The following is a 20,625-nucleotide window of genomic DNA, read 5'->3' on the forward strand; positions in this document are numbered from 1 at the left end:
ATGCGTGCGGTTGGATTGATAACTGAATATAATCCATTTCATAATGGTCACCACTTTCATGTTCAAGAGGCGAAACGATTAACTGGTGCCGACGTTGTCGTCGCGGTTATGAGTGGTAACTTTGTCCAACGTGGGATGCCGGCTGTTATGGACAAGTGGCAACGCACACAGTTAGCACTTGAAGGTGGTTTGAACTTAGTCGTTGAATTGCCAATTGCTTTCGCCGTTCAACCGGCACATTTATTTGCACGGGGAGCGGTGGCGTTGCTGGCCGATTTACAAGTTGAGACCATTGTGTTTGGCGCGGAACATGCTGAGTTGGACTTTATAGGTCTAGCGCAGACGGCACATGCAACCTTAGCGCATTCGGAACATTTTAAACAAGATTATACGAAAACGTATGCGACTCAGTTTAATGATGTCATTCAAGCTTTGATTGGATATCGGATTGAGAGTCCTAACGATTTATTGGGCTTTGCATACGCGAATGCAGTCATTGAACTTGGATTACAGCAAAAAATAACCCTTCAGCCAATTCAACGTAAACAGGCGCAGTATCACGATCGTAAGCTTGACCAGCACGCGGCGATTGCGAGTGCGACTGCCTTACGCTTGGCAAGTGGTCATGGGATTGACGAACTACAACAGTATATGTCGGCAGCAGGGGCGGCGCTTCTGGCGCAAGGCGAGCAGACTGAGCCGGTTGATGGGGCATGGTTAACCAGTCTACTTTATAAGGTGAGAACGACACCGGTTGTTGACTTAGAACAAATTTATCAACTGAATGATGGGTTAGCCTATCGCTTAAAAACGTTAATTGAAAAAAATCAGTATCAAACGGTCTCAGAGCTTTTGGATGATTTTAAATCAAAACGTTATACGCGAGCCCGACTTAGTCGGAGCCTCCTCTACGTCTTGTTGAATATGACACAGGGCGAGGTAACAACGGCACTGCATCAACCTTATTCAAGAATTTTAGGCCAAGATCAGATTGGCCGAAAATATTTAAAGCATATTCGTGATCTGACGCAATATCCAGTGATTAACCGTGTTAGTCACCAGGATGTGACATCAATCATGGCGCTTGATTATCGGGCGGGGATGATTTATCAGCTGTTTACACGGCCTGAATTTGATCAACGACCTCAAGATACCGGGCGTATACCAATATATTTTGAGAGGTGAAAGTAATGAAATGGCATTTTGCTGAATTACAAAACTACAAAAATGAACCTTTAATGGTCGATGAAACATTAGATTTAAAATCACCAATGATGGAGAAGTTTTCGGATGTCATCTTAGATATCGAACCCATTCATGTCACTGGGTATATTCAAGCAGATCGTGATGATATTTTGGTTCATTTACATTTAGCGACAACGATTGTAACCCCTTCAAGTCGTTCATTAACACCAGTATCATTGCCTCTAGAAACGGATATGGATGAAATCTATATTCAAGAGGTAAGTCATGCTGATCGGTATGAGGATGATGAGACCATTATTTTAGTTGACCGTGATTTAATTGATTTTGATGAAGCGGTGATGGAGTCGATTGTGGTCTCAATCCCTATGCAAGTGCTTTCTGAATCAGAAAAAGCAACTGATGAAATGCCATCTGGAAAAGATTGGGAAGTGATTTCTGAAGATGCTTATGCTGCAAGAAAAGCCGAAGATCCTGAAGCAAAGCATACGCCAATGGCTGGTTTAGCTGATTTATTGAATGATGATGAATAACGAGTTGACGCTTATTGGTATCTAAAAACCGGTGAGCGTTTTTCAATACCACATGCTTGGATAGAAAGTGGGGAACTATGGCGAAGAAGACAACGACAACGCCGATGATGGCACAATACAATGAGATTAAGGCGCAATATCCAGATGCGTTTTTATTCTATCGGTTGGGTGATTTTTATGAATTATTCAACGAAGATGCCATCAAAGGGTCACAAATTTTAGAATTAACCCTAACACAGCGGAATAAAAATGCTGAAAATCCCATCCCAATGGCGGGCGTCCCACATCATGCGGCGCAAAACTATATTGATATTTTGGTCGACCAAGGCTATAAAGTCGCCGTTGTTGAGCAAATGGAGAATCCCGCTGATGCTGAAGGTATGGTTAAACGTGAGGTGGTGCAATTAGTAACGCCTGGAACACGAATGAAAGATTCAGCTGATGCCGCTAAGGAAAATAACTACTTAGTCGGTTTGATGATGGCGGATGATCAACAAGACTTTGGGTTAGCCTATGCCGACCTTTCAACTGGGGAGTTAAAAGTCACACGCGTGCAAACGGTAAGTGCCGTCTTGAATGAATTGAGTCGGTTAGAGACGAAGGAAATCGTGACAACTGGTGATTTACCGGATGATTTGAATGCGACATTAACCAATTTGGGTATTTTGAAGTCAAAACAGAGTGAAGTATTGAATAATGCTGAAGTGTCGTATTTGAATCAGGATTTAACGGACGAACTCGAAAGTAATACGACGAATCTTTTGCTTAGCTACCTTTTTAGCACGCAAAAGCGATCGCTAGATCACTTGCAGGTTGCCCAACCTTATGAAGTTGCACAATTCTTAAAGCTTGATCGAAACTCACGCGCAAATCTGGAAATTACAACCAATTTACGGACGAAAAAACGTTCGGGAACATTGCTGTGGCTGTTAGATAACACCAAAACCGCGATGGGGGGCCGCATGCTAAAGCAATGGCTAGAGCAACCATTGTTGGATCGAACAACGTTGGAACAACGCTACGATAAGGTCGGCTTGTTGATTGATGAGTACTTTACCCGGGCAGCTTTGCAAGAAAAGTTACAACAAGTGTACGACTTAGAACGGCTTGCCGGTCGAATTGCATACGGAACCGCAAACGGTCGCGATTTGTTACAACTCCGCAACTCACTGCGTGCGATGCCAGAAATTATTGGGTTATTGGAAGATCTTGATCAAACAATCTTTGGTGACTTTATTAAGCAATTAGATCCGGTTTCAGATTTGGAGACATTGATTACAGAGGCCATTGATGATGATGCACCAATTTCAGTGACAGATGGTGGTGTGATTAAGAGTGGCTTTAACCAACAACTTGATAGTTACCGGGAAGTGACAACGAATGGAAAGCAATGGCTTGCTGATTTAGAAGCCACTGAGCGTGAAGCGACTGGGATTAATTCATTAAAAATCGGGTACAATAAAGTCTTTGGCTACTACATTGAAGTCACCAAAGCGAACATTGATAAATTGGATCCAGAGCGTTATACACGTAAGCAAACACTCGTCAATGCGGAACGCTTTATCACACCTGAATTGAAAGAACATGAACAAGAAATTTTGGAAGCACAGACTGAATCAAGTGATTTGGAATATCGTTTGTTCGTTGAAGTACGTGATACGATTAAGACCAATATTGCGCGCATTCAACAACTTGCCAATGCGATTTCGACGTTGGATGTTCTGCTTTCATTGGCGACGGTCGCAGAAGACTATCATTTTGTTCGTCCAGAACTAACAGATGAAGAGACCATTGATATTAAAGATGGCCGACACCCAGTTGTTGAAAAAGTACTGGGACATCAAAGCTATGTTGCAAATGATGTCAAGATGACACCAGATGATTTGATTTTACTGATTACGGGACCAAATATGTCTGGTAAATCAACCTATATGCGTCAACTCGCCTTAACGGTTGTGATGGCACAAATCGGGTCATTTGTCCCAGCTACTTCAGCAAAGTTGCCAATTTTCGATCAGATTTTCACCCGAATTGGTGCAGCTGACGATTTGATTTCTGGAAACTCAACGTTCATGGTTGAAATGGCGGAAGCGAACACAGCCTTACAAAATGCGACAAGCCACTCATTGATTCTATTTGATGAGCTCGGCCGTGGAACGGCAACTTATGATGGTATGGCATTAGCACAAGCAATTATTGAGTATGTGCATGCCCATACACATGCGAAAACGCTCTTCTCAACTCACTATCATGAGTTGACTGAATTAGCGGATAGCTTACCACATCTACGCAATATTCATGTTGGGGCGACGGAAGAAAATGGCGAACTTGTATTTTCGCATAAGATTTTAGATGGTCCTGCTGACCAGAGTTACGGAATTAATGTTGCTAAGCTGGCCGGTCTACCGGACTCACTTATTAGTCGGGCGACGGATATTCTACATGGGCTAGAAGCACAAGGGGCGACCTTGAATGAAACCGAACAGGACGCAGATAGCTTGGCTGAACCAGTTGCTGTTTATCAAGCAGAAACCGTCACAACACCAACGCCTGAACCTGTTGAAACACCTGAAAGTCAATTAGATTTGTTCCAATTGGAAGCAGATGAACAAAGCCAAGCTGTTGCGCAAGAGGTTCAAAATTTGAACTTAGCAACATTAACGCCACTAGAAGCCATGATGAAAATTAACCAATGGCAAAACCAGTTACGCGAATAAAAGTGAAAGGAGGTCAGGATGAACCAAATTCAAGTACTATCAGAAAATTTGTCGAACCAAATTGCGGCCGGTGAAGTGATTGAACGCCCGGCCTCAGTTGTTAAGGAACTGGCTGAAAATGCGATTGATGCGCAAGCGCAGCATATCGATATTTTAATTGAAGACGCAGGCATTAAATCAATGCGTGTGATTGATGATGGGGTTGGTATTCCTGAGGCAGACGTTTTGAAAGCCTTTGAACGCCATGCCACCTCTAAAATCACATCGCGGCATGATTTGTTTCGCATTAACTCCTTAGGGTTTCGTGGTGAAGCGCTACCTTCTATCGCATCAGTGAGTGACGTTATTCTGAAAACTGCCACCGCTGACCAAGAGGCTGGGAAGCTGGTGCACATCCGCGGAGGTGAAGTTCAAGAAGAAACAGGTACCACCGCGCGAAAGGGAACTGACATCACAGTGAACGATGTGTTTTATAATACACCAGCGCGATTAAAGTATTTAAAGTCACAATCGACAGAGCTTTCTAAGATTGTGGATGTTGTGAATCGCCTAGCGTTGAGTCATCCAGATATTAGCTTCCACCTGGTACACCAAAAGAAAGAACTTTTACGAACTTCCGGAAACGGGGAATTACAGCAAGTTGTGGCCGCCGTTTATGGTATTCAACAAGCCCGTAAAATGATTGCCTTCAGCGCTGAGGATGATGACTTTAAAATTAATGGGTTAACGTCCTTACCAGAGTTAACCCGAGCCAATCGCTCGTATATCTCGCTGATTATCAATGGACGTTATATCAAGAATTATCAATTATCCAACGCGGTTGTTAAAGGTTATGGCTCAAAATTGATGGTGGGTCGTTTCCCAATTAGCGTGTTGGAGATTGAAATGGATCCATTACTCATTGACGTAAACGTGCATCCGCAAAAGCACGAAGTGCGTTTATCTAAAGAAACGGAATTAGTGGCATTAATTGAAAAAACAATTTATGACCGGATTGCGCAAGAAAATCTCATCCCCAATGCTTACCAAAATTATTTAGGTGAAGCTAAATCAACGGATGATACTGAATTCGTTAATCAATTGAATGAAACTTCAGCACCGTTTCGTAGTGAACGGGTTGCACCTGTCGATGTGGCTGAGACGCCAACGCCAACATCAGCCCCTGAACCTGTGCCAACGTCAACGGTGGAGCCAGAACCCTTGCACATACCTGAGGCAACCATTGAACCAATTACAGTCACTACGCAAGCTGATTTAACGCAAACTGAGGTGCAGTCATTTGCGGCACGCTACGCACACCCAGCTTCAGCCTTTGATGAAGTCGCGGTCGATACAGCTGTATCAGGTCCAGTTTATGCTGGTCAACAAGAGGAGTTGGATTTCCAAACCAGTGACCAAACTGACCGGACCGGCTTGCCTGAGTTGAATTATTTCGGTCAAATGCACGGGACATTTCTGTTTGCGCAGGGGCCAGAAGGTTTGTATATGATTGATCAACATGCGGCGCAGGAGCGCATTAAGTATGAGTATTATCGCGACGAAATTGCCAAAGAAGGTCTTGAAAGTCAGCGCTTGTTGGTGCCAATTGTGCTAGAGTACGCGACCGCCGATGCACTAAAAATTTCGGGACAGCTTGCTGAGCTTGCTGAATTAGGCATTCACTTGGAGCCGTTTGGGACGAATACCTTCATCATGCACGATCATCCCGCTTGGTTCCCTGTCGGGCAAGAAGAAGCGACAGTGCGTGAGATGATTGATTGGCTCTTACGAGATGGCGCATTAACGCTGGCCCAATTTAGAGAGCGGACAGCCATCATGATGGCTTGTAAACGGTCGATTAAAGCACATTGGACACTGAATGACTATGAAGCCCAAGGTCTATTGGATCAATTACGTGAAACCAAAAATCCATACAATTGTCCACACGGACGTCCGGTCATGGTGACCTTTACTATGAGCGATATGGAAAAAATGTTTAAGCGGATTCAAGATTCCCATGAATCATGGGTTGAATACGACGAGCATCCATTCTAAGGAAAGCAGGGAGAGCTAAATGCTAAAAGCACGCGTTATGTTCGCGACGATTACGGGGAATAATGAGGCCGTGGCTAACATCATTGTCAAAGCGTTCGAAGATGCTGCCGTTGATGTTACTCGCGAACAGATTGAATTAGTCGATCCACATTCGATTACGAAAGCAAATACGGATATCCTTGTCTTAGTACCGTACACGTTTGATTTAGGGTCGATTCCAGATGAGGCACTTGATTTTTATGATGATTTAGCCGAAGTGCAACTACCAGAAATCGTCTATGGGGTGGCCGGATCTGGTGATGATTATTACGGCAAAGATTACTGTACTGCAGTTGATACATTTGAAAACCGTCTCGCACAAACAGGTGCCAAGCAGGGTGCGCCGGGGGTCAAAGTCAACTTGTATCCCGATCAAGCAGATGCGGAGCGGTTGCAAGCTTTTGTGGCAACCCTTTTAGGGAACTTTGAAAATTAAGACGATTGGTCCTTTTAATTTAAAAAAATATGCGTATAATGATAATTAAATAGAACGTTGACGAAGATATGTCGTAGAAATCACAACTTGTAAAGAGAGTCCTAGTAGGTGGAAATGGACCAAGTTGCTTTTGCGGTACTCCTTCCGAGTCAGCTGGTAAACCAGTTGCGTATTCTCGCGTTAAGAGAACTAGAGTGTTAGGTTGATGTTATCAATCTAACTGAACTCGGGTGGTACCACGTAAAAAGGCGTCCCGTTATGTTGCAAAATTTGTAGCATAACGGGACTTTTTTTATGGCAACATCAGTCAACAAATATAATCTAAGGAGCATGAATAAATGGCAGAAGTAAACTTAACATTTCCAGATGGTGCAGTGAAAACGTATGCTGCTGGAACAACGCCACTAGAAATTGCAAACGGGATTGCAAAGTCACTGGCTAAGAAGGCCGTGACAGCCAAGTTAAATGGTAACTATGTTGGTATGAACGATGAAGTTTTGGAAGATGGTGACTTTGAACTTGTTACCAAGGATCAACCCGAAGCTTTGCAAATCCTTCGTCACTCAACATCACACCTTTTGGCACAAGCCTTGAAGCGCTTGTACCCAAACATGCACTTTGGTGTGGGACCAGCAATTGACAATGGTTTCTACTACGATACTGACAAGCCAGATGGTCAAATTACAGTTGACCAATTCCCTGAAATTGAAAAGGTGATGCACCAAATCGTCAAGGAAAACTTGCCAATCGTTTCACGTGAAATTACACGTGATGAAGCTTTGGATTTGTTCAAGGATGACCCATACAAGATTGAATTGATTAATGACTTGCCTGCCGATGAAAAGATTTCAATTGCTGTGCAAGGTGAGCATATTGAATTGGATAAGGGTGGTCTTGTCCCATCAACAGGTTGGATTAAGTTCTTCAAGTTAACTTCTGTTGCCGGAGCATACTGGCGTGGAAAGTCTTCAAATCCAATGTTGCAACGTATTTACGGAACGGCTTTTTGGAACCAAGCTGATTTGGACGCTGAATTGAAGCGTCGTGAAGAAGCCAAGGAACGTGATCACCGTCGTATCGGTGCTGATCAAGATTTGTTCTTTACATCAGCTGAAGTTGGTGCCGGATTGCCAGTTTGGATGCCAAATGGGGCTGCTATTCGTCGTACTTTGGAACGTTACATTGTTGACCGTGAAGTACAAGACGGATACAAGCATGTCTACACACCAGTTATTTCAAACTTGAATTTGTACAAGCAATCAGGTCACTGGGATCACTATCGTGAAGACATGTTCCCACCAATGGACATGGGTGATGGCGAATTCCTAGAACTTCGTCCGATGAACTGTCCTTCACACATCATGGTTTATAAGCACAAGCCACGTTCATACCGTGACTTGCCATTCCGTGTGGCTGAATTGGGAATGATGCACCGTTATGAAAAGTCTGGTGCCCTAACAGGACTTTCACGAGTACGTGAAATGACATTGAATGATGGACACACATTCGTGATGCCTGACCAAATCGAAGATGAATTTAAGAAGATTTTGAAGTTGATGGTTGATGTCTATAAGGACTTTGATATCACTGATTACCGTTTCCGTTTGTCATATCGTGACCCAGCTAATACTGAAAAGTACTTTGATGATGATGATATGTGGGAAAAGGCCCAAAAGATGTTGAAGGGTGCCATGGATGACATGGGCTTGGATTACTTTGAAGCCGAAGGTGAAGCAGCTTTTTACGGTCCTAAGTTGGACGTACAAATCAAGACAGCCTTGGGTGGAGAAGAAACACTTTCAACCATCCAACTGGACTTCTTGTTGCCAGAACAATTCGATCTTGCTTACGTTGGGGCTGATGGTGAACAACACCGTCCAGTGATGATCCATCGTGGTATCATTTCAACGATGGAGCGTTTCACAGCGCATCTAACTGAAATGTACAAGGGTGCGTTCCCAACATGGTTGGCACCACAACAAGTACGTATTATTCCAGTTAACCGTGAAGCTCACGGTGCCTACGCTGAAGAAATCAAGGAAACTTTGGTTAAGCAAGGTATCCGTGCTGAATACGATGATCGTAACGAAAAGATGGGTTACTTGATTCGTGATGCACAAACTTCAAAGGTGCCATACACGTTAGTTGTTGGAGATGAAGAAGTGAATAATCACTCTGTCACAGTGCGTCATTTCGGTTCAACTGATACTGAAATTGAATCATTTGATGACTTCCAAGCGCGTCTAATGGCTGATATTGCGAACCATTCACGTGGTTACTTAGAAGTCGAAGAAGCACGCGACGAAAAGTAAATAAGCAAAAGATTCCCAAATTTTGGGAATCTTTTTTTATTGCTTGCTTGGTATAGACCATTATGGTATTATTGGTCTATACCACAAGGGGATTTCAGGAGGAATTATCATGAAAATTATTCAAGTTGTTGATCAAGATATGGGTGGACAAGCTGGCTTTGGCGAGTTTCAAACTGCTTTGGAACAAGGGGCGAACACGTTTGGCTTGGCAACAGGGTCAACGCCCGTAACCATCTACGAGAAATTGACACATTCTGCACTCGATTTTAGTCAAAAGACATCAATTAACTTAGATGAGTATGTTGGTCTTTCACCTGAAAATCCACAAAGTTATCATTACTTCATGCAAAAGCATCTTTTTGATGCAAAGCCTTTCCGCGAAAGTTTTGTCCCAAATGGCTTGGCCGAAGATGGCCAAGCTGAAGTGAAGCGTTATGATGAAATTATTGATGAGCATCCAATTGACTTACAATTACTTGGTTTAGGTAAAAATGGTCATATCGGATTTAATGAACCAGGTACACCATTTGATGAGGGGACACATCGCGTCGCTTTGACGCAATCAACGATTGATGCAAATGCACGTTTCTTTGAAGATGAGGCTGATGTGCCACGCTATGCATACTCAATGGGAATTGCAAGTATCATGAAGGCCAAGCACATTGTGCTCGTTGCTTATGGTGATGCTAAGGCTGATGCCATTGCCGCAATGATCGAAGGTCCTGTCACAGAAGATGTTCCAGCGTCTGCACTTCAAAACCATGCCAATGTGACGGTGATTGTTGATGCTGCAGCTGCAAGCAAGTTAAGTGATCAAGCCCAAATTATTCCTTTTAGCGAAGTTGTTGAATAGTCAATGTGAAGCTATAAAAATTAAGTGATGTCTAAATTACTAGACGTCACTTTTTTTCTATAAAACAAATATGCTAAACTATAAGGCAGAACGAATAAATTAGGAAAAGTGGTTGATAAACATGGAATTAGAAGGGAACGCACTCATTGAACGACTTAAGCAAGACGAGGTCGTAACCAAGACGTATACTGCAGCGGATCAAAGTACGATTAATCTCGATGATCTGTTTGACTTTGTTACGGTGACGCTTGAACAAAATCAACTCGTGAGCGCTGAAATTGTCATTAGTGGTGATGACCCCATTCGCTTGCGATTAGAATCAAATCTGATTAATCTACCACTACGCTATGTGAATAACATTAGTAAAATTGTGATCAATGATCCGGCAAAAGAAGTTAACTTGTACATAATTGTTGAAAGTCCATACGTTTCACATTCAAAATTGCGTATTGATTATGCCTCAACGGTCGCAGCTTATTTGGATGACTTTGATTCAGTGGCTGGCAAGATTGCAAGTTACTTTGATGAAAAATTAGCGCTGATTAATGAAAATGGAGCTAAGGCAGCCGCCGAAGATGAAGCAGCTGAGACCACTGAGCAAAATGATGGAGAAGCTTAAGGTATGAAATATTTTTTTAAAAAATGTGGTCTTGTCTTGGTGTGGGCGTTCATCGGATTCTTTGCGTATCAGTTTTTGAGCGTATCGATTAAAGTTCCTAATACCATGTTGACGTTGGAGCCTGCTGTCTTAGGATTGTCCTCACTATTTATGGGACCAATTGGTACGATGGGGGTAGGCTTCATCAGTCACTTCCTGTATGACAGTCTAAATTATTCAACGGTTTGGTGGACTTGGATTATTGCCGAAAGTGTCGCGGGGTTGATGCTGGGCTTAGTATCACGGCGTTTGGAACTCCTGACACGACAATTAAGTGTGAAACAAATTGTGCAATTTAACTTTTGGCAAGCTCTCGTGAATTTCTTGGCGTGGGGTCTGATTGCACCTCTAGGAGATTATTTGATCTATAAGTCTAGCTTATCGTTTGTCTTCCATCAGGGACTGACCATTGCCATTATGAATACATTAGTGATTGGCATAGTTGTGAGCTTGTTTTTGTACTTTTATCATTATTTCTTTAAATCATAACCGAATCGATGCACAGCATCGGTTCTTTTTTTGTGGACTGTGAATGTCAGACCCCTGAAAAGTATGATAAAATTAGCGCATATAACTAAATAAATGACGGGGTGAAGATGAATGGCTGAACTAATTGATGGACGTTTAATTGCAAAAGAACTACGTGCGGCAGTTAAGGCACAAGTTGAGATCTTAAAGGGCTACGATGTTGTTCCGGGCTTAGCAGTAATTCTTGTTGGGGATGATCCCGCCAGTGAAATTTATGTACGCAATAAGGGCCGTGCGGCTGAAAAAGTGGGTGTAGCAGCGCAAACAATCCGTTACGATGCTGACTTGAGTGAAGCTGAAGTGATTGCAAAGATTGGCGAATTGAATGCAGATCCTGCGATTGATGCGATTTTGGTGCAGAGTCCCTTGCCTGAACATATGAATGAACAACATATTCAAGAAGCAATCTTACCGGAAAAAGATGTTGACGGATTCCACCCTGAAAATGTTGGAAAGTTATTTGCAAATCGCCATGGCTTTTTCCCGATTGCTAACACCCCACGAGGTGTGATGACGATGTTGCATCACGAAAATGTGGCGCTTTCTGGTAAAAATGCGGTCGTAGTTGGCCGTTCAGTGTTAGTTGGTACGCCTATGTTTGCCTTGCTTCAACGTGAGAATGCCACCGTCAGCCTATTACATAAATACACACCTGATGCATTACGTCACCAGCTCTTGCGTCAAGCCGACGTCATTGTTGTTGCAACCGGTGTGCCAGAATTGATTCAAGCTGAAGACGTCCAACCTGGTGCCGTTGTGATTGATGTTGGCATCAACCGGATGGCAGATGGTCACTTGGTTGGAGACGTTGACTTTGAAGCCGTCGAACCAATTGCCGGTAAGATTACGCCAGTTCCTGGTGGGGTTGGACCGATGACGATTGCCACGCTTTTGGAAACAACCGTTGAATTAGCAGCCCAACATCATGATGTAACCTTGGAGGCAGGATGGCAGAATATTTAAGCGTTTCGGTTTTAACGCAGTACCTCAAACGCAAATTTACAGCAGATCCTTATTTAAAACGTGTTTACGTCACAGGTGAAATTTCAAATTTCCGTCCACGGCGGGGACACCAATATTTTTCACTTAAAGATGAAACAGCAGTAATTAATGCCACAATGTTTAAAAACGTGTTTGACAAATTGGCCTTTCAACTCGAACCCGGAATGAAGGTCAATGTTGTGGGACACCTTGACCTATACGGGCCCAACGGCTCATATAGTCTTATCGTTGAAAAGATTGAACCCGATGGCGTTGGTGCATTATATCAAGCATATGAGCAATTGAAGCAAAAGTTACAGCAAGAAGGCTTATTCAATCAGCTGCAACGGCCTATTCCGCGTTTCCCCCAAAAGATTGCAGTGATTACATCACCTAGTGGGGCTGTGATTCGTGATATTTTAACTACCGTGCAACGTCGCTATCCAATTGCTGAAGTAGATTTATATCCCGCTGTGGTACAAGGCGAGAACGCTGTACCATCATTGATTAAACAGCTAAAAGCAGTGGCCAAACGCTCTGATATTGATGTGTTAATTATTGGTCGTGGCGGTGGCTCAATTGAAGACCTCTGGGCCTTTAATGATGAGTCACTCGCCCGTGAAATGCTGAAGATGCCAATGCCGATTATTAGTTCAGTTGGGCATGAAACGGACACGACCATTGCTGATTATATTGCAGATCAACGTGCAGCAACGCCAACAGCCGCTGCTGAAATAGCAACGCCACTTAAGCTAACGGATATTTGGCAAGGATTACAGCAGTATGATCAACGTTTGTATGCTCAGATGCAGCGCCAAATTACGCAGGCGAATGAACGTTATCAACGTGTGGCAACAAGTTATGTCTTAACGCAGCCGCAACGCTTGTATGAAGGATATCTACAACGTGTAGACCTTGCTCAAAAATCATTAGTCCAAGCAATGACACGGACATTTGAGACCAAACGCTATGAAACTAACACGGTGATTAGTCAGCTGGTCCCTGCCATGTCACAGCTAGTTGATGCAAAACGTTATGAAACGAATGCGGTGGTTAACCGGCTTACGCCAGCAATGCGCCAGACACTTGAACGGGCTGAGCAAAGCACTGCTAAAGCCGTGGCAGGTTTGCAGTTGGTGAGTCCACTGTCAATTTTGGCACGTGGTTACGGCCTAGTTGAAAAAGATGGCAGAATTATGCGCAGCGCTAATGAGTTACGTGTGGATGACATGGTTGACATTCGTTTAGCTGATGGGACTGTGCAAGCTCAGATAAAAACAATTGGAGATACAGATGACAGATAAGCCAACTTTCGAAGAAAACTTAACGAAACTCGAACAAATTGTGACGCAGCTTGAAAAAGGGGATGTTCCTTTGGAAGAGGCCTTGGCGCAATTTGAAACTGGGATTCAGTTAAGCCAAACGTTACAGAAAACACTGCAGTCAGCCGAACAAAGTTTAGCTAAAATCGTTGACGATAATGGCGAAACAACTGACTTTACCCCTGAAGGATAATATATGGACTTAATCACTTTTCAAAATAGTTGGGTTCCGAAAATTCAAACACAACTTGCAAATCAAATTGCGACAGACGTGGAGCAACCAGACTTACAGGCGGCCATGCGTTATGCAGTTTTAGCGGGTGGTAAGCGTCTGCGTCCCTTGCTGACTATCGCTGTTTTGGAAACCTTTGACGTGCCAGCAGAGCCACTTTTACAGGCGACAGATGCAATTGAATTGGTGCATAGTTATAGTTTAATTCATGATGATTTGCCGGCCATGGATGATGATCAAGAACGGCGTGGACAACCAACCACACATGTGAAGTTTGGTGAGGATCTCGCCATTTTAGCTGGGGATGCACTCCAGCCATTAGCGTTCCAATGGTTGAGTCAAACAGAACCTCTCTCAGTGGATCAACGTTTAAAACTGGTGCAACAGTTGGCACAAGCCGCTGGTGGGAATGGTATGGTTGGCGGACAAGTGCTCGATATGCAATATACCGGCGCTGATACGGTCACTTTGGCACAAGCAACCCAAGTCCACGAACTAAAAACAGGGGCCCTATTGCGGTATAGTCTGGTGGCTGGAGGAATTATGGCTGACGTCGACCAACTGACCTTAACTGCCCTTGATCAATTTGGACGTGCTTTTGGATTGGGCTTTCAAATTAAAGATGATCTTGATGATTTGGGACAGGATGATGGTGCAGATAAACAAGCCTATCCAACAATCCTCACGGTTCCTGGGGCCGTGGCAGCTTTGCAAGATCAAGTTGATGAGGCGCGTTCGGCCTTAGACCAAATCAAAGAACATTGCCAAGTCTCAACCGACTTATTGAATAGCTTTTTACAGTATTTTGACGCAACATTGGAGAAAAAATGGTAGTAGAAAAAGAACGCGTGGACGTATTAGCCGTCCAACAAGGATTATTTACCTCACGTGAACAAGCCAAACGGGCGATTATGGCGGGGGAAATTCTGGGTGAAAATGAACAACGAATGGATAAAGCTGGTGAAAAAATTCCAGTGACAGTTGATTTACACTTGAAGGGTGCCCCAATGCCTTACGTTTCGCGTGGCGGGTTTAAATTAGAAAAAGCGATTGAAGTCTTTAACTTAGATTTCACCGATAAAATTGTTTTAGATATTGGGTCATCAACAGGTGGGTTTACTGACGTTGCGTTACAAAATGGCGCCAAAAAGGTCTATGCCTTGGATGTTGGGACAAATCAATTAGTCTGGAAATTACGTTCAGATGAACGAGTTGTGGTGATGGAAAATACAAATTTCCGGTATGCCACATTGCCTGATTTTACTGAAGGTCAACCTGAAATTGCGACCATCGACGTGTCGTTCATTTCACTTAACCTAATCCTGCCGCCACTTTCTAAGATTTTAAAAGCAGGTGGTAGTGTGGCCACGTTGATTAAGCCACAATTTGAAGCTGGCCGTGAAGCTGTCGGTAAACATGGGATTGTTAAAGATGCCCAAACCCATTTAAATGTCATTAATCAAGTTGCAGCATATGCCCAAGAAAATGGCTTTAGTCTAACTGGCCTTGATTATTCACCAATTAAGGGTGGGTCAGGTAATATTGAATTTTTGGCCCACCTTGTATTAGATGGTGGTGCTAGCACGATGGATGCACAAAATCGTCAAGCTGTAGTTGACCGTGCCCATGAACAATTAAATGCACATCGTGAGGGCTAATTGATGAAGAAGAATAAAGCTGAACGTCAAGCAGCTATTCGCCAATTAGTTGAAACTGCTGACATTCGACGTCAAGAAGACCTCGTGGATGCCTTAAATGCGGAAGGTTGGCAAGTTACGCAAGCAACGATCTCGCGTGATATTGCAGAAATGCAGTTAATTAAAGTGCCGCAAAACGATGGGACCTTTCGCTATGCGGTGATGGAAAGTGATAGTTCGCTGGATCAGTTGAAAGCAATTTTAAATGAAACTGGGACGAAGGTTGCGACACAAAATAATTTGGTTTTTATTGATGTCCTTCCAGGATCCGGCCCAGCATTAAAGACGGCAATTACGGCCGTTAATTTTCAAGAAGTTTTTGGCACGATGAGTGATGATGCAAGTGTGCTAATTGTTTTAAAAACGGATGTTAAGGGTGCAGATTTCATGCAACAATTCTAAAAGACATCCCAGTTTGGGAAAGAAAGGGGGCAAATCATGTTACAAGAACTTTCAATTCAAAATTTTGCGATTATTCCAAAGCTTAATTTGAGTTTTGAACCAGGGATGACTGTTTTAACTGGTGAAACTGGGGCTGGAAAGTCCATCATTATTGATGCGGTGGGTTTGCTGACTGGTGGACGTGGGTCACAAGATTATATTCGTGAAGGTGCTGATAAAGCAGTCTTGCAGGGCTTGATTGATGTTGATAACCCAGATCGACTGGTCCCTGTCTTAGAAAAATATGGGATTGAAATGGATGATCAACAGTTGCTAATCCATCGAGAGTTACATCGCAATGGGCGCAATGTCATTCGCATTAATGGGACTCTCCTCAACGCAACCGCACTCAAAGAGGTTGGCAATCACCTTGTTGATATCCATGGTCAAAATGAACATCAAGCGTTGATGCAAGTCGATCAACATCTTAAGTTGTTAGATGAATATGCAGCTAACACATTAGCTGAACCCAAAGCGGCTTATGACAAAGCATACGCAGAGTACCAACAACTTGATAAAACGCTCCGTGATCGACGTGAAAATGAGCAAGCATGGGCTCAGCGCATGGATATGCTCACTTTTCAAAGCGAAGAGCTCAAAGCAGCTGACCTGCAATTAGGTGAAGAAAAAAAGCTGGAAGATGAATACCAAGAACTATCGAATTATCAGGACGTCCTGGAGGCCCTTGCTAAATCACACGAGGTTTTAGATGGTGATTGGGGAGGTAACGGCTTTGAGAGTATCTCAACTGCCCTGGGTGCACTAGAGAATATCGAAGAATTTGGATCACGCTATAAAAAGTTAGCTGAAAGCATGCGTGAAATCTTTTATAGTTTGCAAGACGTGTCTTCCGAGATTGAATCTGTTCATGATGGCTTGGAATTTGATGCTGAACGACTTAAATATGTCGACGAACGCTTAAATTTGATTCGGACATTGGAACAAAAGTACGGGGCCACGATTGCAGATGTATTGGCCCATCAAGAAAAAGTTGAAGCACAATTAGCGGAGATGGGTGGACCACAACAATCAACGGCTGAATTGGAAGAACAAACCAATCAAGCCTTTAATCGAGCGCAAACATTAGCAAACCAACTCCATACAATTCGACAAACAGCGGCTCTTGAACTTGCGCAACGCATTCATGAGCAGTTAAAAGACCTTTATATGGAAAAGGCGGTTTTCTCAGTCAAGCTAACACAAACAGAACAGCTAAATGCTGATGGAAACGATACTGCAGAATTTTACATTCAGACTAATCCGGGTGAGAGTGCTAAACCACTGGTTAAGATTGCCTCTGGTGGGGAACTGTCACGCATGATGTTAGCGATGAAGATGATTTTCTCTCGTGAGCAAGGTGTCACTTCAATTATTTTCGATGAGGTCGATACTGGGGTGTCGGGGCGTGTGGCACAAGCGATTGCTGAAAAGATTTCTGACATCGGTCGCCATTCACAAGTACTGACAATCACCCATTTGCCACAAGTGGCTGCTGTGGCTGATCATCATGATTTCATTGAAAAGAGTATTCATGATGGCCGGACTGAAACCACAGTCGTTAAACTTTCAGAAGATGCACGCGTTGACGAAATTGCGCGTATGCTTTCTGGGGATGAACTAACGGATGCCGCTCGTGAAAATGCACGAGACTTAATTGCACGTGAACATGCGCGTCGCAATCAATAGACTGAGTTGTCAAATCGGGGTAAACCGAGTACAATTATTAAATACTTAAGTTGAAAAGGGAGTAACAAAGCATGAAGCGTGGTGTTTTAATCGTATTATCTGGCCCATCTGGCGTTGGAAAAGGAACTGTTCGAAAAGCATTGTTTGAAGAACCAGACGTTGATTTTCAATATTCAATTTCAATGACCACTCGTCATCCACGTGATGGTGAAGTTGATGGTGAAGACTATTTTTTTGTTACTCGTGATGAATTTGAACGTAAGATTCAAGACGGTGAAATGTTGGAGTATGCTGAATACGTAGGTAATTACTATGGGACACCGAAGTCATTTATCGATGATTCATTAGCAGCTGGAAAAGACGTTTTGCTTGAGATAGAAGTGCAAGGTGCGTTGCAAGTTAAAGAAAAGATGCCAGAAGGTGCCTACATTTTCTTGACGCCACCAGATTTGCAAGCACTGAAAGATCGATTGATTATGCGTGGAACTGAGCAGCCAGAGGTTATCGAACGACGCGTTCATGCGGCAACAAAGGAAATTCAAATGATGGCTAATTATGATTATGCTGTTGTTAATGATGAAGTGCCTTTGGCGGTGCAACGCATTAAAGATATTATTAAAGTTGAACGACTACGGGTTAACCGCGTGTTGCCTGAATACAATGCAATGATTGAGGAGCTGGAAGAATCATGATTTTATATCCATCTGTTGATAAATTATTAGAACGTGTTGATTCACGTTACAAGTTGATTGCTTTGGGTGCTAAGCGTGCCCATGAATTGGAGCAAGGTGCTTTACCTACTTTGCCAGAATTTGAATCTGTAAAGCCAATTGGTAAGGCTTTTGAAGAAATCGAAGCTGGAAACGTAGTTATTGATCCAACTCCTGCAAAGTTAGACGACTAAAAAGCAAGCTGATTCTGTCAGCTTGCTTTTTTTTTTGCAAAAAGATTTAAACGTCATTAACAGAGGTAGGTTAAATGTTTTGAGATAGTAACTTTTAGTAGGCACCATGCAGTGTTCTAACGATAGTATGATATAATCTAATCAAAAGAAACGATAGAAATTTATGGATTTTTGAGGAGTACATTAATGACATTACTACAAGCACAAGCAGAGACAATTGAAGGACCAGTTGCGCAATTTGAAACAACTAAAGGTATTATCAAGTTCCGTCTATTTCCTGAACAAGCCCCCAAGACTGTTGAAAACTTTATGGGACTAATTGAGGATCATTACTATGACGGTACGATTTTCCACCGTGTTATTGCCGACTTTATGCTTCAAGGTGGTGACCCAAGTGGTACCGGAATGGGTGGGACTTCCATTTACGGTAAAAAGTTTAACGATGAGTTTTCAAGTGAGTTGTTTAACTTCCGTGGTGCGCTATCAATGGCCAATTCAGGGCCTAACACAAATGGCTCACAATTCTTTATTGTGCAAGCCACACGTGTACCCGCTAAGATGCTTCGTTCACTCAAGGGTGAAGATTCTGATGAAGTTATTGATTACTACGCTCAAAATGGTGGAACACCATGGTTAGATGGACATCACACAGTCTTCGGTCAAGTGATTGAGGGAATGGATGTTGTCGATGCCATTGCTAAGACAAAGGTTGACTACGCTGATAAGCCTAAAGAAAAAATTGAAATTATCAAGGCAACGATTGCCGACTAACTTTAAACAAACTCAGGGGGCCTCCCTGAATACATAAAAGTAACGATGGAGGAAATGATGCGATATCGAATTGGAGACATCGTTGAAGGAACAGTGACTGGCTTACAACCATATGGCGCTTTCGTTCAATTAGATCAAACTACGCAGGGACTTGTTCACATATCAGAATGCCGTTCAGCCTATATCAAACAAGTTCAAGATGAGTTGAAGGTTGGACAAAAGATTCAAGTCATGATTTTAGACATTGATGAATATGATCAAAAAATCTCTCTATCACAAAGAAGCATTCAGGATTTACAGGATATTAAAGACGCTGATTTTACTGAAAAGCATAATTTTGAATCAACTTACCATGTATACTGGACAAATCAACATCTTAATATTGGGTTTGAAACGATTAAAAAACATTTAAATCAATCACTACAAGAAGCTTTAGTGAAATTACGACAATAAAATGGGGAGATGAAGTAAAATGACATTAGTTGCAGGTACCATTATTTTTACACGTGCGGATCAATCTTTCTTTATGGTGAAAGATGAACAGCCAATTGCCAATTTTTATACGGTTAAAGCACATAAGCATGAAGAAGATACACCCTTGGGCTCATTGTTAGCGGGGATGAAAAACCAACTTGGTTTAAATCTTGATAATTTACGCTTGGATGAGTTAGCTGTTTGGCATCGCGCTCAACCTGATGGCTCAAAAGATTCGACATCTCTTTTTACTTTCGAAGTTGTCGATCCTGATAAGATTAATATGGAACGATTAGCCGCGGTTGGGATGGAATTTGTGAATGCAAAAGATGCCCTTAACCTAGTTACAAACGTAGATATGTCAGGCGTTATAAAAATGGATGAATAAATCTCAAGAAATATTCTGTTTTTTGTTGACAATCGGCGATAAAATCTGTAATATCTAAAAAGTTGTTGAGAACAACACAGCAGTTTGGTTGTTCAACTTAAAGAAAAAGTTGTTGACGACTTAACTAATAGTTGCTATAATATAAAAGTTGCGTCAGGGAGTTTTCTTGGCCACCAAGTAGATCATTGAAAACTGAATATCGTTTCGATATAAACAAATGTGTAGGGTCACCAAATTTATTTGGTGCAAACATTTGCGAAGTCAATTCGCTAGTAAATTCGTTTAACAATCTGTTAAACAACAAAAAGAAAAATTGAGTAATATCAAGCTTTTGAAACCTTTCTTCATTTATGAAGTAAGTACAAAATGAGAGTTTGATCCTGGCTCAGGATGAACGCTGGCGGCGTGCCTAATAC

The 20,625-nt window shown here is 42.6% G+C and carries 21 protein-coding genes; all 21 read left to right on the plus strand.

Annotated elements, in window-relative coordinates:
- The 21 genes from D3P96_RS02415 (at nucleotide 1) to D3P96_RS02515 (ending at nucleotide 20,209) form a co-directional block, all read left to right on the plus strand.
- A complete protein-coding gene (locus D3P96_RS02415; RefSeq protein ID WP_124942798.1) occupies nucleotides 1–1,185 on the plus strand; it encodes a nucleotidyltransferase in 1,185 nt (394 codons plus the stop codon).
- 5 nt (nucleotides 1,186–1,190) lie between these two features.
- On the plus strand, nucleotides 1,191–1,736 hold the full coding sequence (locus D3P96_RS02420; protein ID WP_124942799.1) for a YceD family protein: 546 nt from the start codon (nucleotides 1,191–1,193) through the stop codon (nucleotides 1,734–1,736).
- 77 nt (nucleotides 1,737–1,813) lie between these two features.
- Nucleotides 1,814–4,453: a DNA mismatch repair protein MutS gene (mutS, locus tag D3P96_RS02425; protein ID WP_124942800.1), complete on the plus strand. Its 2,640-nt coding sequence runs from the start codon at nucleotides 1,814–1,816 to the stop codon at nucleotides 4,451–4,453.
- An 18-nt stretch (nucleotides 4,454–4,471) separates the two neighbouring features.
- Nucleotides 4,472–6,487 carry a DNA mismatch repair endonuclease MutL gene (gene mutL, locus D3P96_RS02430; protein WP_124942801.1) on the plus strand — a complete coding sequence of 672 codons (2,016 nt, stop codon included), beginning with the start codon at nucleotides 4,472–4,474 and terminating at the stop codon, nucleotides 6,485–6,487.
- A gap of 19 nt (nucleotides 6,488–6,506) precedes the next feature.
- Nucleotides 6,507–6,962 carry a flavodoxin domain-containing protein gene (locus D3P96_RS02435; protein WP_124942802.1) on the plus strand — a complete coding sequence of 152 codons (456 nt, stop codon included), beginning with the start codon at nucleotides 6,507–6,509 and terminating at the stop codon, nucleotides 6,960–6,962.
- A gap of 338 nt (nucleotides 6,963–7,300) precedes the next feature.
- Nucleotides 7,301–9,274 carry a threonine--tRNA ligase gene (gene thrS / locus D3P96_RS02440; protein ID WP_124942803.1) on the plus strand — a complete coding sequence of 658 codons (1,974 nt, stop codon included), beginning with the start codon at nucleotides 7,301–7,303 and terminating at the stop codon, nucleotides 9,272–9,274.
- Nucleotides 9,275–9,383: 109 nt separating this feature from the next.
- Nucleotides 9,384–10,127 carry a glucosamine-6-phosphate deaminase gene (locus tag D3P96_RS02445; protein ID WP_124942804.1) on the plus strand — a complete coding sequence of 248 codons (744 nt, stop codon included), beginning with the start codon at nucleotides 9,384–9,386 and terminating at the stop codon, nucleotides 10,125–10,127.
- Nucleotides 10,128–10,248: 121 nt separating this feature from the next.
- Nucleotides 10,249–10,746, plus strand: a complete 498-nt coding sequence (locus tag D3P96_RS02450; protein WP_124942805.1) for a hypothetical protein — start codon at nucleotides 10,249–10,251, stop codon at nucleotides 10,744–10,746.
- 3 nt (nucleotides 10,747–10,749) lie between these two features.
- Entirely contained in the window at nucleotides 10,750–11,274 is a 525-nt protein-coding gene (locus tag D3P96_RS02455) for an ECF-type riboflavin transporter substrate-binding protein (protein WP_124942806.1), read from the plus strand.
- A gap of 111 nt (nucleotides 11,275–11,385) precedes the next feature.
- Entirely contained in the window at nucleotides 11,386–12,276 is an 891-nt protein-coding gene (locus D3P96_RS02460; RefSeq protein ID WP_124942807.1) for a bifunctional 5,10-methylenetetrahydrofolate dehydrogenase/5,10-methenyltetrahydrofolate cyclohydrolase, read from the plus strand.
- The gene (gene xseA, locus D3P96_RS02465) at nucleotides 12,261–13,598 is read left to right on the plus strand and encodes an exodeoxyribonuclease VII large subunit (protein WP_124942808.1); all 1,338 of its coding nucleotides are present in this window, start codon (nucleotides 12,261–12,263) and stop codon (nucleotides 13,596–13,598) included. Before D3P96_RS02460 ends, xseA begins: the two co-directional genes overlap by 16 nt.
- Nucleotides 13,588–13,809: an exodeoxyribonuclease VII small subunit gene (locus D3P96_RS02470; RefSeq protein WP_112468499.1), complete on the plus strand. Its 222-nt coding sequence runs from the start codon at nucleotides 13,588–13,590 to the stop codon at nucleotides 13,807–13,809. Before xseA ends, D3P96_RS02470 begins: the two co-directional genes overlap by 11 nt.
- A gap of 3 nt (nucleotides 13,810–13,812) precedes the next feature.
- Entirely contained in the window at nucleotides 13,813–14,682 is an 870-nt protein-coding gene (locus D3P96_RS02475; protein WP_124942809.1) for a polyprenyl synthetase family protein, read from the plus strand.
- Entirely contained in the window at nucleotides 14,676–15,506 is an 831-nt protein-coding gene (locus D3P96_RS02480; RefSeq protein ID WP_124942810.1) for a TlyA family RNA methyltransferase, read from the plus strand. The genes D3P96_RS02475 and D3P96_RS02480 overlap by 7 nt, the downstream gene beginning before the upstream one ends.
- A gap of 3 nt (nucleotides 15,507–15,509) precedes the next feature.
- Nucleotides 15,510–15,947 carry an arginine repressor gene (locus tag D3P96_RS02485; RefSeq protein WP_124942811.1) on the plus strand — a complete coding sequence of 146 codons (438 nt, stop codon included), beginning with the start codon at nucleotides 15,510–15,512 and terminating at the stop codon, nucleotides 15,945–15,947.
- Between the two features lie 36 nt (nucleotides 15,948–15,983).
- Entirely contained in the window at nucleotides 15,984–17,672 is a 1,689-nt protein-coding gene (recN, locus tag D3P96_RS02490; RefSeq protein WP_124942812.1) for a DNA repair protein RecN, read from the plus strand.
- A 71-nt stretch (nucleotides 17,673–17,743) separates the two neighbouring features.
- Nucleotides 17,744–18,364, plus strand: coding sequence for a guanylate kinase (gene gmk / locus D3P96_RS02495; protein WP_124942813.1), 621 nt, complete (start codon nucleotides 17,744–17,746; stop codon nucleotides 18,362–18,364).
- Nucleotides 18,361–18,576, plus strand: a complete 216-nt coding sequence (gene rpoZ / locus D3P96_RS02500; RefSeq protein ID WP_057745911.1) for a DNA-directed RNA polymerase subunit omega — start codon at nucleotides 18,361–18,363, stop codon at nucleotides 18,574–18,576. Before gmk ends, rpoZ begins: the two co-directional genes overlap by 4 nt.
- 186 nt (nucleotides 18,577–18,762) lie before the next feature.
- Nucleotides 18,763–19,347 (plus strand): peptidylprolyl isomerase, encoded by a 585-nt coding sequence (locus tag D3P96_RS02505; RefSeq protein ID WP_124942814.1) that lies wholly within the window; start codon nucleotides 18,763–18,765, stop codon nucleotides 19,345–19,347.
- Nucleotides 19,348–19,404: 57 nt separating this feature from the next.
- Nucleotides 19,405–19,800, plus strand: coding sequence for a CvfD/Ygs/GSP13 family RNA-binding post-transcriptional regulator (locus tag D3P96_RS02510; RefSeq protein ID WP_124942815.1), 396 nt, complete (start codon nucleotides 19,405–19,407; stop codon nucleotides 19,798–19,800).
- A gap of 19 nt (nucleotides 19,801–19,819) precedes the next feature.
- Nucleotides 19,820–20,209 (plus strand): hypothetical protein, encoded by a 390-nt coding sequence (locus D3P96_RS02515; protein WP_124942816.1) that lies wholly within the window; start codon nucleotides 19,820–19,822, stop codon nucleotides 20,207–20,209.
- Nucleotides 20,210–20,625 lie beyond the last annotated feature (416 nt).

Origin of the sequence: Weissella viridescens (assembly GCF_003862435.1) — a bacterium.
Taxonomy (GTDB): domain Bacteria; phylum Bacillota; class Bacilli; order Lactobacillales; family Lactobacillaceae; genus Weissella; species Weissella viridescens_A.

What these genes read in the sequence shown, in the direction of transcription:
- D3P96_RS02415 (WP_124942798.1), top strand. Translation starts at nt 1, where the DNA reads ATGCGTGCGGTTGGATTGATAACTGAATATAATCCATTTCATAATGGT.
- D3P96_RS02420 (WP_124942799.1), top strand. Translation starts at nt 1,191, where the DNA reads ATGAAATGGCATTTTGCTGAATTACAAAACTACAAAAATGAACCTTTA.
- mutS (WP_124942800.1), top strand. Translation starts at nt 1,814, where the DNA reads ATGGCGAAGAAGACAACGACAACGCCGATGATGGCACAATACAATGAG.
- mutL (WP_124942801.1), top strand. Translation starts at nt 4,472, where the DNA reads ATGAACCAAATTCAAGTACTATCAGAAAATTTGTCGAACCAAATTGCG.
- D3P96_RS02435 (WP_124942802.1), top strand. Translation starts at nt 6,507, where the DNA reads ATGCTAAAAGCACGCGTTATGTTCGCGACGATTACGGGGAATAATGAG.
- thrS (WP_124942803.1), top strand. Translation starts at nt 7,301, where the DNA reads ATGGCAGAAGTAAACTTAACATTTCCAGATGGTGCAGTGAAAACGTAT.
- D3P96_RS02445 (WP_124942804.1), top strand. Translation starts at nt 9,384, where the DNA reads ATGAAAATTATTCAAGTTGTTGATCAAGATATGGGTGGACAAGCTGGC.
- D3P96_RS02450 (WP_124942805.1), top strand. Translation starts at nt 10,249, where the DNA reads ATGGAATTAGAAGGGAACGCACTCATTGAACGACTTAAGCAAGACGAG.
- D3P96_RS02455 (WP_124942806.1), top strand. Translation starts at nt 10,750, where the DNA reads ATGAAATATTTTTTTAAAAAATGTGGTCTTGTCTTGGTGTGGGCGTTC.
- D3P96_RS02460 (WP_124942807.1), top strand. Translation starts at nt 11,386, where the DNA reads ATGGCTGAACTAATTGATGGACGTTTAATTGCAAAAGAACTACGTGCG.
- xseA (WP_124942808.1), top strand. Translation starts at nt 12,261, where the DNA reads ATGGCAGAATATTTAAGCGTTTCGGTTTTAACGCAGTACCTCAAACGC.
- D3P96_RS02470 (WP_112468499.1), top strand. Translation starts at nt 13,588, where the DNA reads ATGACAGATAAGCCAACTTTCGAAGAAAACTTAACGAAACTCGAACAA.
- D3P96_RS02475 (WP_124942809.1), top strand. Translation starts at nt 13,813, where the DNA reads ATGGACTTAATCACTTTTCAAAATAGTTGGGTTCCGAAAATTCAAACA.
- D3P96_RS02480 (WP_124942810.1), top strand. Translation starts at nt 14,676, where the DNA reads ATGGTAGTAGAAAAAGAACGCGTGGACGTATTAGCCGTCCAACAAGGA.
- D3P96_RS02485 (WP_124942811.1), top strand. Translation starts at nt 15,510, where the DNA reads ATGAAGAAGAATAAAGCTGAACGTCAAGCAGCTATTCGCCAATTAGTT.
- recN (WP_124942812.1), top strand. Translation starts at nt 15,984, where the DNA reads ATGTTACAAGAACTTTCAATTCAAAATTTTGCGATTATTCCAAAGCTT.
- gmk (WP_124942813.1), top strand. Translation starts at nt 17,744, where the DNA reads ATGAAGCGTGGTGTTTTAATCGTATTATCTGGCCCATCTGGCGTTGGA.
- rpoZ (WP_057745911.1), top strand. Translation starts at nt 18,361, where the DNA reads ATGATTTTATATCCATCTGTTGATAAATTATTAGAACGTGTTGATTCA.
- D3P96_RS02505 (WP_124942814.1), top strand. Translation starts at nt 18,763, where the DNA reads ATGACATTACTACAAGCACAAGCAGAGACAATTGAAGGACCAGTTGCG.
- D3P96_RS02510 (WP_124942815.1), top strand. Translation starts at nt 19,405, where the DNA reads ATGCGATATCGAATTGGAGACATCGTTGAAGGAACAGTGACTGGCTTA.
- D3P96_RS02515 (WP_124942816.1), top strand. Translation starts at nt 19,820, where the DNA reads ATGACATTAGTTGCAGGTACCATTATTTTTACACGTGCGGATCAATCT.